The organism is Shewanella oncorhynchi, assembly GCF_012584455.1.
Classification (GTDB): Bacteria; Pseudomonadota; Gammaproteobacteria; order Enterobacterales; family Shewanellaceae; genus Shewanella; species Shewanella oncorhynchi.
On the sequence record NZ_JABAEB010000018.1, the window covers coordinates 62,254 to 73,197 of the forward strand.

Below are 10,944 nucleotides of genomic sequence, written 5' to 3' on the forward strand. Positions count from 1 at the left end.
TTTTTTAAGGAGAACGGGATGGCAGCCATGACAGTACATCTTGATATTGTAAGCGCAGAGAGCAAAATCTTCTCTGGTCGTGTAGCTTCGCTGCAAGTGACTGGTTCTGAAGGTGAGTTGGGCATAATGCATGGCCACGCTCCTTTGCTTAGTTATATCAAACCTGGCATGGCGCGCATCGTCAAGCAAGACGGCAGTGAAGAAGTGTTTTACCTTTCAGGTGGTATTCTGGAAGTGCAGCCTTCTTCTGTCTCCGTATTGGCTGATGTGGTTATGCGTGCCAAAGATATTGATGAGCAAGCGGCATTAGAAGCTAAGCGTCGTGCAGAAGCCCATATGGCAACTGCTGGCGCTGACTTCAATTATGACGCGGCTATGGTTGAGTTAGCTAAGGCTATGGCTCAATTACGTGTTGTTGAAACCATCAAGAAAAACATTGCCAGATAAGGTTATTGTTTGTGAAAAAAGGCGACCCTATGGTCGCCTTTTTTGTGTCTAAAAATGGGATAGATTGGCATTCTTGCATGTCTTTGATTGACTCGCATCGCTATCTACTTCGCTTTTCGATGTGCTTTCCGTTAAAATTGCGCCACTAAATCGACCGCAATTTTTCACCCTCTTGGGTATTTTTTCAAGGATATGGTAATGGCATTAAATGTAGTGATCTTAGCGGCTGGCAAGGGAACACGGATGCGCTCTGATCTTCCTAAGGTATTACATCCCATCGCCCATAAGAGCATGGTGCAACATGTCATCGATACCGCTAATAAAGTTGGCAGTGACTCTATTCAGTTAGTCTATGGTTATGGTGCCGACAAGCTACAAGCCTGTTTGGGTGAGCAACAACTTAACTGGGTATTGCAAGCCGAGCAATTAGGCACAGGTCATGCGGTTGCACAGGCTAGCCCACATATCGCCGACAGCGATACAGTACTTATTCTTTATGGCGATGTGCCGTTGATCCAGACATCAACTCTCGAAGCCTTACTCGCCGCCCGTCCTGAAAATGGCGTTGCTATTTTAACAGTGAATTTAGCGAATCCTATGGGTTATGGCCGTATTGTCCGTGAGCAAGGAAAAGTCATTGGAATTATTGAGCAAAAAGATGCGACTGCAGAACAGTTGCTGATCAACGAAATTAACACCGGCATCATGGCGGTTCCGGGTAAACAACTTAAAACTTGGTTGAGCCGTTTATCGAACAATAATGCCCAAGGCGAATATTATCTAACGGATATTATTGCTATGGCGCACGCTGATGGCGTTGCTATTGATACTGCTCAGCCACAATCGGCCATTGAAGTTGAAGGCGCCAATAATCGCGTGCAATTAGCGCAACTTGAACGTGCTTACCAAGCTCGTGAAGCCGAAAAACTCATGTTGGCGGGGGCGAACCTTCGCGACCCAAGCCGTATCGATATCCGTGGTGAAGTCACTGTTGGTATGGATGTGATGATCGATATTAATGTGATATTTGAAGGCAAAGTGACCTTGGGTAATAATGTGACTATTGGCGCAGGCGCGATTTTAATTGATTGTGAGATTGCCGATGATGCTGAGATCAAGCCTTACTCTATTATCGAAGGTGCTACGCTTGGTGTTGCAGCCAGTGCTGGCCCATTTGCACGTTTACGTCCGGGAGCAGAACTTAAGCAAGATGCACATATAGGCAACTTTGTTGAAGTGAAAAAAGCGGTGATTGGTGTGGGATCCAAAGCTGGGCACTTAGCCTATTTAGGCGATGCCATCATTGGTGATGGCGTCAACATTGGTGCTGGTACTATTACCTGCAACTATGATGGCGCGAATAAGCATCTTACTGTTATCGAAGATAACGTCTTTGTCGGCTCTGACACTCAGTTGGTGGCTCCAGTGACCATAGGTAAAGGGGCAACTTTAGGGGCAGGTTCAACGATTACCCGTGATGTAGGTGAGAATGAGTTAGTGATCACTCGTGTTAAACAAAAACACCTCACAGGTTGGCAACGTCCAGTGAAAATTAAAAAGTAAGTTTTAAAACTCAACTTAATGTCAAAAAAGCGGCCATGTGCCGCTTTTATTTTTATTGTGTTCAATGTTTTGCACTAAAAAGCCTTTTTATTAAGTAATGCTTAATAATTAAGATTTTCTTCATGTTTTTGTGGTATGGGCAAATTGTTGGTTTTTAAGTTAATTTGATCACTGTCACACTCAATTGTAAATTTTGGTAAAGAAGAAAGAATAAAAACACTTCTCATTTATATTGCCTGCAATTCTAAGACGAAAGGTCTATTTGAGGTGTTGGCAATGGTATTTAAATATTCAGTTATAGGTTTAGCTGTAGGCTCGGCATTAATGGCTATGCCGGTTATTGCAGAAGTGGCGAGCGATAAAAATATTGAGCGCATCAATGTGACTGGCCGTACTTTTAACGACTATAAAGTCGGTAGTGCATCGGGTGCCATGCGTGGCGATATCGACTTAATGGATACCCCACAGTCAGTTAATGTGATCCCTGATTTTGTGACTGATGAACAGTTGGCCACTAACCTTGCCGAGGTTTTAGTTAACGACTCCAGTGTGACGGCGGGAACCACGCGCTGGAACCGTCAAGTCTTCAGTATCCGCGGCTTCGAGCTCGATTCGGGTAACGGTTATCTTATCAATGGCCATCAACAATGGTCTCACTACGTACAACCAATTGAAACTTTACAGCAAGTCGAAGTATTGAAAGGTCCTTCGAGCATGTTGTACGGCCAATCTGGCCCTGGTGGTTTAGTGAATATGGTCACTAAGAAACCGACCTATGATTCAATGCTCGATTTAGGTTTTGATACGGATGGTTTTGGTTCGACCCGTGCTCAGCTAGATGCGGGCGGCAGTTTAAATGATGCTCAGAGTCTTCGTTACCGCGGCGTGTTAGTGAAGCAAGACACAAAATACTGGCGTGAGTATTCCGCTAACGATGAGAATCAAGAGCGTGACCGTTGGTTGGGCTACTTAAACCTAGAATTTGATGTCAGTGATGATGTTCTGTTATCGGTTAAGTACGATCATACCCAAGATAAAGCAGGCATTGATGCGGGTGGGTGGTTAGATAAACAAGGTAATGTTATCGGTGAACGTAAAACCGTATGGGATGCACCTTGGGCCTTTACCGATAACACTGTCTCTAACTTAGGTGCCGATCTAACTTGGCAGATGAGTGATGATTGGAAAGTCAAAGTTGGTTATAACGATCAGCAGTTTAATCGCCAACGTTTAGACTCTGCGCCAAGCTTAAATAAAGGCTCTGAAGATCCATACAAAGATGGTTACACCATAAACCCGTTTGATCGTTATGACGATTGGCAGCATAAAACGGCCTATGTGGATTTCACGGGTGAATTTTCTTTGGCAGGAATGGAGCATCAATTCCTTATTGGTGCTAACTATTTAGACTATTTCTATCAGCAGCAAATTCAGAAAGGCAAAAGTCAGCACGTAATTCCTGGGCAACCAATTATTCAGCAAGATCTTGATTATCACCAAGGTAAGCTAAGCAACCCAAGCGAATACAAGTATTACGGTTTCTATTTACAGGATTTGATGACGCTTAATGAGCAATGGAAATTACTTGCTGGTGTGCGTTACGACGAACAGAAGAAAGACGGAGAAGGTGAAAACAACTATGCCGTGTCGCCTAAGTTTGGGGTAATTTACTCGCCAATGGCTAATGGTAGCATTTACGTTAATTATTCAAAAAGCTTTACACCACAGGGTTCAGTAACCAGTTCTGAAGATGTCAATCATGGAGATAACCTGAAACCTGAGTACGGTACTCAATATGAACTAGGGACTAAATGGGAGTTATTTAATGATAGCCTACTGCTAACAGCAGCCCTGTTTGATATTACGGTTTCTAATGTCACCACAGTACAAGACATCCCATTAACGAATGAAGGAGATAAAACGATCACTACCCAAGGTGGTGAGCAGCATCATCGCGGCTTTGAAGTTGGCGCCCAAGGCCAGTTAGGTGATAGCTGGTTTGTGACTTCTTCTATGATGTATTTAGATGCTGAATATAATACCGGTGCAGGCAAAATCGGTGGCAAGAACTTAGATGGTAAAACTCCTATTGATGCACCTGAATGGTCGGCCAATATCTGGACCCGTTACGAAGTGACAGACAACTTTGCGATGAACTTTGGTGCTATTTATGTGGGTGAACGTTTTGCTGATGCTGATAACACCATCACCAAAGATGGTTACGTACGTTTTGATGTAGGTGCGGCTTACACTATGGATATCATGGGTAAAGATGTCAGTATTCGTGCCAACGTCAGAAACCTCTTTGATACTGAATATTTAGACGGTGGCAGTGATAAGATGGTGACGATTGGCCAAGACCGTAACTTCAGTGTTGCTGTTGAAGCTAAGTTCTAATACTTATTAGGATTTTTAATCTATTTAAAGCAGTTTATCCCTAAAGGATAAACTGCTTTTTTATAGGCTAATTTCCAAGTTGACTAACGAGACAGTAAAAAATTGCTCAGATCATGCAAAAGTGTGTTTCGTATGACTAGCAAAAAAGTTTCGTTTCACTATAATGCACCTTTCGAATCGAAACTTAACTGAAAGGTTTTATGAATAAACGAAACACACAGCAGCGTCGCCACAGCATAATCACCATATTGAACGAACAGGGTGAAGTGAGCGTTGATGAACTGTCGTTATGTTTTGAAACCTCAGAAGTGACGATTCGTAAGGATCTCGCCGCGCTTGAGAAAACGGGTTTATTATTGCGCCGTTACGGTGGCGCCGTGGCGATTCCAGACGAAGTCACTCAACAGTTCTCTGCCAAGATAGCGCCTAATAAACTTTCTATTGCGAAAACCGCCGCGCAGCTGATTAAAGATCACAATCGCATCATTATCGATAGTGGCACTACGACGTCAGGCTTGATTGAACAGCTGAACGATAAGCGTGGGCTGGTGGTCATGACTAATGCGCTACACCTTGCAAATGCCATCCATGAACTCGAAAACGAGCCCACCTTATTGATGACTGGTGGCACTTGGGACCCGCATTCTGAATCCTTTCAAGGTCAAGTCGCCGAGCAAGTGTTGCGTTCATATAATTTCGACCAACTGTTTATCGGTGCTGATGGTATCGATCTTGAACGCGGGACCACCACCTTTAACGAGTTAACAGGTCTAAGCAAAGTGATGGCCGAAGTTTCCCGCGAAGTGATCGTTATGGTTGATTCAGACAAAATCGGCAAGCGGATCCCTAACTTAGAGTTACCGTGGGCCAAGGTCAGTGTGTTGGTCACCGACTCACGTATCGACGAGAGTGCGCTCAAACAAATTTCAGATCAGGGCGTGCGAGTTATGTTAGCGCCCTACGCTCAATAGACAAAATAGCTTAACAACTTCATTTTAATTTATAGGTAAAGACTATGTGTGGAATCGTAGGCGCCGTGGCGCAAAGGGATGTGGCTGAAATTCTGGTAGAAGGCTTACGCCGTTTAGAATATCGCGGATATGACTCTGCAGGCGTTGCCGTTATTCACAATGGTGAACTTAACCGTACGCGCCGTGTTGGCAAAGTACAAGAGTTGTCGGCTGCGCTTGAAACTGACCCATTAGCAGGCGGAACCGGTATCGCGCACACTCGTTGGGCGACCCACGGTGAGCCGAGTGAGCGTAATGCTCATCCGCATTTATCGGAAGGTGATATTGCCGTGGTGCACAACGGTATTATCGAAAACCACAATAAACTGCGCGAAATGCTTAAAGGTTTAGGTTACAGCTTTAGTTCAGATACCGATACCGAAGTGATTTGTCACTTAGTGCACCATGAGCTGAAAACCCATAACACTCTGCTTGGTGCCGTACAAGCCACGGTTAAACAACTCGAAGGCGCCTATGGCACAGTCGTTATTGACCGTCGTGATAGTGAACGTATGGTTGTTGCTCGCTCTGGTAGTCCATTGGTGATTGGTTTTGGTCTAGGTGAAAACTTTGTTGCTTCAGATCAACTTGCCTTATTACCCGTCACTCGCTCATTTGCTTTCCTCGAAGAAGGTGATGTGGCCGAAGTGACCCGTCGCAGCGTGAGTATTTTCGACTTAAACGGTAATGCCGTTGAGCGTGAAGTCAAAGAATCTGAAATTACCCACGATGCCGGTGACAAAGGCGAATATCGCCACTATATGCTTAAAGAAATTTACGAGCAGCCATTGGCACTGACGCGCACAATTGGAGGTCGTATTGCTAATAAGCAAGTGCTAGACACGGCTTTTGGTGACAACGCTGCTGAGTTTTTAAAAGATATCAAACATGTGCAAATCATCGCCTGTGGTACTAGTTACCATGCGGGCATGGCGGCACGTTACTGGTTAGAAGATTGGGCTGGCGTGTCTTGTAACGTCGAAATTGCCTCTGAATTCCGTTATCGCAAGTCGCACTTATTCCCAAATAGCCTGTTGGTGACGATTTCACAATCGGGTGAAACTGCCGATACCTTAGCGGCCATGCGCTTAGCGAAAGAAATGGGTTACAAAGCCACATTGACGATTTGTAATGCGCCAGGTTCATCACTGGTTCGCGAATCTGACATGGCTTACATGATGAAAGCGGGCGCCGAGATTGGCGTGGCATCGACTAAAGCTTTCACAGTACAACTTGCTGGCTTATTAATGTTGACTGCGGTGATCGGTCGCCACAATGGTATGTCTGATCAAATGCAGGCTCAAATCACTCAAAGCCTACAATCTATGCCAGCAAAAGTGGAACAAGCTTTAGGTTTAGATGCTGCGATTGCAGAATTGGCTGAAGATTTTGCCGATAAACACCATGCATTATTCCTTGGCCGTGGCGATCAATATCCGATTGCGATGGAAGGCGCGTTAAAGCTGAAAGAGATTTCTTATATTCATGCTGAAGCTTATGCCTCTGGCGAATTAAAACACGGCCCACTAGCGCTTATCGATGCCGATATGCCAGTGATTGTCGTTGCGCCAAACAATGAATTGCTCGAAAAACTGAAATCGAATGTTGAAGAAGTGCGTGCCCGTGGCGGCTTAATGTATGTGTTTGCCGATGTAGATGCCGAGTTCGAGTCGGATGACACGATGAAAGTGATCCCTGTGCCACACTGTGACATCTTTATGGCGCCACTGATCTACACTATTCCTTTACAGCTATTGTCGTACCATGTTGCGTTAATCAAAGGTACTGACGTGGATCAACCACGTAACTTGGCAAAATCTGTAACAGTAGAATAAATAGAGGTATTTAAATGAAAACCGCCTTTATTGGCGGTTTTTTCATTTAGATTCACGACAAAATGACGATTAACTTATAGCAATAGCAAATGCTGGTGGCTTAGCTTTCTATGCTGGAATGGCATCTAGTTCGTGCTGCTTTTTTGCCTCAATGCGTTTCCACACTTTGTCATGGAAGTAAAACACTACAGTGTTAATCGCGGGTTCTACTAAGGCTACTGCGCCACCGACGACCACACTGCCAGTTAATAAATAGGTTACGGTAAAAGCGACGCTAAAATGTAGTACAGCAAAAGTGAGTGTCTTAGTCATGATCTTGTCCTCTAAATAGGCTCCCAGCGGGAATATTTAGATGATAACAATTCTCATTAAAATTAAAAGCCGTGTTTTCAGATTAGTTTAAACGGTTTTATCTATTTATCCGTTGTAAAAAACATAAAGCCCTCACGATGGAGGGCTTTGAGCATTTAAACGTAAATTAATACGATTCTAAAATTAGTAGTGCCAAGGGAAGGCTGAAAAATCTTGATCGCGTTTTTCGAGGAAGGCATCGCGTCCTTCCTGTGCTTCGGCGCTCGCATAGGCTAAACGCGTCGCTTCACCGGCAAATAATTGCTGACCGACCATACCATCATCAGTCATGTTGAAGCCGTATTTAAGCATACGCATAGCCGTAGGTGATTTAGAGTTAATCTCTTTCGCCCACATTAATGCTTCGGTTTCTAGCTCTGCATGGGGAACGGATTTATTAACCATACCCATGTCGAAGGCTTCATCAGCACTGTAGTTAAATCCGCAGAAGAAGATTTCGCGGGCACGTTTTTGACCTATCATTTTGGCGAGGTAAGCACTGCCATAACCTGAGTCGAAGCTCGCAACATCGGGATCGGTTTGTTTAAATATTGCGTGTTCTTTCGAGGCTAAGGTTAAGTCGCACACTACGTGTAAACTATGGCCGCCACCCACCGCCCAGCCCGGCACAACGGCGATGACCACTTTAGGCATAAAGCGGATAAGGCGTTGTACTTCTAATATATGTAAGCGGCCCATTCTGGCTTGATCGGCCTTACCTTCTTCGGCGCCTTCATATTTATAGCCATCTTTGCCGCGAATACGTTGATCGCCACCCGAACAGAACGCCCAGCCACCATCTTTTGCCGAAGGACCGTTACCCGTAAGCAGTACGCAACCCACATCAGACCATTGGCGTGCATGGTCGAGTGCGATAAATAATTCATCAACGGTTTTAGGTCGGAAGGCGTTACGGCACTCTGGGCGATTAATGGCAATGCGTACTGTGCCGTGCGCTTTGGCTCTGTGGTAAGTAATATCGTCGAAATGAAATTCACTGACTTCATCCCATAGGGTGGGATTAAAAATGTCTGATACTTGTTGGGTCATGATTCATAGGCCTTTATGCTGTAATGCCTCAAAGGCTAGGCGGAATCATATATAAGGTCAATCACCTAAGTCTAAACCTTAGCGCTATATAGCAAAATCCCGTTTGCCTATGAGTCTGTAATGATTAAAGGTGATCACATAGATAAAGCTGATTATCTTTGCTAAACACTGGATGTTGAGGTGCCATAGTACCGCAATAGTTAGCCTTAAAGTCGGCAATAGACTCGGGTGTCATTGGAATTTGATTGAAGGCTTCGAGTTCTAATGTGGATAAACGTTCTATGATGTCGGTTCTTACCTTAGTCAGTTTATGGTCGATTTTAATAATTTTTGTTCCTGTCATAGAGTCAACTTTATTCTCTATTTCTTTGATCATCGCCTCAGTCTTTGCAATAGGAACATCTAATTTATCTGTTTCTGTGTATAAGTAATATAAAGCACCCGCGAGTAGCGCCAATATGATCCAACCTTTCATCTTTTAGTCCAACATAAGTGAATAACCATTAAGAATATGGGTATAATAAGCTAGTTTTCGTCCAATATTAAAGCAGTAAAAGGCTGTAACGATGAACTCAGAATCTAACAACAAGGACTATTCGAAAACCAATCGAATTAAGATTCACCAGCCAGATGCGAGTAAAGCCGATCGCTTTAATCCTCGTAATCGGATTTATGTCCGAGCCATAGACGGTTTGTGGAGTAGCGTACGTCGCCGCATGGGCTGGATCGCCATGTTATTTTTCCTGCTTTTACCTTGGATCCCTTGGGGCGACCGTCAAGCCGTATGGTTTAACTTGGGCGAACAAAAGTTTCACGTCTTCGGTTTAACGATTTGGCCGCAGGATCTCACCTTGCTTGCAGCGTTGTTTATGATCGCTGCCTTCGCTCTGTTTTTTGTGACCACCTATCTTGGCCGTGTTTGGTGTGGATACACTTGCCCCCAAACAGTATGGACCTTTATGTTCATCTGGTTCGAGGAAAAACTTGAAGGCGCACGCAATAAACGCATTAAGCTCGATCAAATGCCATGGAGCTTTGACAAACTCTGGCGCAAAACGGCAAAACATACGGCCTGGCTATTGCTCTCACTGATGACGGCGATGACCTTTGTGTCCTATTTTGTGCCAAGTCGTGAAGTCTATGTCGATGTATTTACGCTTAATGCTTCTGGCGGTATCTACTTCTGGGTCGTGTTCTTTACACTTGCCACATACGGCAATGCGGGTTGGATGCGTGAAATCATGTGTATCCACATGTGCCCTTATGCTCGTTTCCAAGCGGCCATGTTCGATAAGAATACTTTTATCGTGGGTTACGATACTAAACGTGGTGAGACCCGTGGTCCGCGCTCACGCAAAGATGACCCTAAAGAGCTAGGGCTTGGCGACTGTATCGACTGTGACTTGTGTGTGCAGGTATGTCCTACGGGAATCGACATTCGTAATGGTCTGCAATATGAGTGTATTAATTGCGGCGCTTGTATCGATGCCTGCGATCAAACCATGGATCGTATGGGGTATGAAAAAGGGCTTATCAGTTATACCACCGAGAACAAGTTAGAAGGAATTAAGCAAAAAGTGCTGCGACCTAAACTTGTCGGTTATGGCGTGGTACTGATAGCGATGATATTAGTCTTTATATACTCCAGTGCGACCATAGCGCCTGTGCGTATGGACATCATTCGTGACCGTAACCAGCTCTATAGAGAGAACAATCAAGGTTTGATTGAAAACACCTTCACCTTGAAGATTCTTAATAAGACAGAGCAATCCCACGAATACACTATGAGTGTCGAAGGATTAGACAACTATAAATGGTACGGTCCAACTTCGGTCACTATTGCGGGTGGTGAAGTGTTAACTCTCCCTATTAGTGTGGGTATCGATCCGGTTGAGCTGTCTCGTTCAGTTACTAATATCGAGATAAAAGTGAAAACTCATATCAACGGTGAAGAAGTCGAAGTTGAGCAAGAATCTCGTTTCTTTAGTCCATAGATAACAGTATTTATGATGATCTAGCTGAGCGTGACTCATATAGATTGCCAGACTTAATCGAGAGAAAGGGGCTTTTTAGCCCCTTTTTTATACGTATCGTTTGATAAGTAAACGTCTAAACCATTAATCGTTATTTTCCTACAAAAAGCCCTTGCACAAAATCTCCTGCTCCCTATAATGCGCATCCACTGACACGGCAGACAGCGAAAGTAAGCTGACAAGTTAGGTTGAATTGAGTCCCTTTTAAGCACTTAATTCAAGCGCAGCAAGAAGTTGTAAAAACTCCTTGACGCGAAA

General features: G+C 44.3%; 9 protein-coding genes. 6 read left to right on the plus strand and 3 right to left on the minus strand.

What is annotated here, in order from left to right; genetic code table 11:
* Positions 1–18: 18 nt before the first annotated feature.
* The 5 genes from HGO26_RS20835 to glmS all read left to right on the plus strand — a co-directional run bounded on the left by HGO26_RS20835 (position 19) and on the right by glmS (position 7,252).
* The gene (locus HGO26_RS20835) at positions 19–447 is read left to right on the plus strand and encodes a F0F1 ATP synthase subunit epsilon (protein WP_105250790.1); all 429 of its coding nucleotides are present in this window, start codon (positions 19–21) and stop codon (positions 445–447) included.
* Between the two features lie 198 nt (positions 448–645).
* Positions 646–2,010: a bifunctional UDP-N-acetylglucosamine diphosphorylase/glucosamine-1-phosphate N-acetyltransferase GlmU gene (gene glmU, locus HGO26_RS20840; RefSeq protein ID WP_113941420.1), complete on the plus strand. Its 1,365-nt coding sequence runs from the start codon at positions 646–648 to the stop codon at positions 2,008–2,010.
* Positions 2,011–2,286: 276 nt separating this feature from the next.
* The gene (locus tag HGO26_RS20845; protein ID WP_168827627.1) at positions 2,287–4,407 is read left to right on the plus strand and encodes a TonB-dependent receptor; all 2,121 of its coding nucleotides are present in this window, start codon (positions 2,287–2,289) and stop codon (positions 4,405–4,407) included.
* A gap of 200 nt (positions 4,408–4,607) precedes the next feature.
* Positions 4,608–5,378, plus strand: a complete 771-nt coding sequence (locus HGO26_RS20850) for a DeoR/GlpR family DNA-binding transcription regulator (RefSeq protein ID WP_168827628.1) — start codon at positions 4,608–4,610, stop codon at positions 5,376–5,378.
* Between the two features lie 44 nt (positions 5,379–5,422).
* A complete protein-coding gene (gene glmS, locus HGO26_RS20855) occupies positions 5,423–7,252 on the plus strand; it encodes a glutamine--fructose-6-phosphate transaminase (isomerizing) (RefSeq protein ID WP_168827630.1) in 1,830 nt (609 codons plus the stop codon).
* 108 nt (positions 7,253–7,360) lie between these two features.
* On the opposite strand, the gene HGO26_RS20860 is transcribed toward glmS, so the two are convergent.
* The 3 genes from HGO26_RS20860 to HGO26_RS20870 form a co-directional block, all read right to left on the minus strand.
* Entirely contained in the window at positions 7,361–7,564 is a 204-nt protein-coding gene (locus tag HGO26_RS20860; RefSeq protein ID WP_105250772.1) for a DUF2061 domain-containing protein, read from the minus strand.
* Between the two features lie 183 nt (positions 7,565–7,747).
* On the minus strand, positions 7,748–8,653 hold the full coding sequence (locus HGO26_RS20865) for a 1,4-dihydroxy-2-naphthoyl-CoA synthase (RefSeq protein WP_168827632.1): 906 nt from the start codon (positions 8,651–8,653) through the stop codon (positions 7,748–7,750).
* A 124-nt stretch (positions 8,654–8,777) separates the two neighbouring features.
* Positions 8,778–9,128: a hypothetical protein gene (locus HGO26_RS20870; RefSeq protein WP_105250770.1), complete on the minus strand. Its 351-nt coding sequence runs from the start codon at positions 9,126–9,128 to the stop codon at positions 8,778–8,780.
* A 91-nt stretch (positions 9,129–9,219) separates the two neighbouring features.
* On the opposite strand from HGO26_RS20870, the gene ccoG reads away from it, so the two are divergent.
* On the plus strand, positions 9,220–10,647 hold the full coding sequence (gene ccoG / locus HGO26_RS20875; protein WP_168827635.1) for a cytochrome c oxidase accessory protein CcoG: 1,428 nt from the start codon (positions 9,220–9,222) through the stop codon (positions 10,645–10,647).
* Positions 10,648–10,944 lie beyond the last annotated feature (297 nt).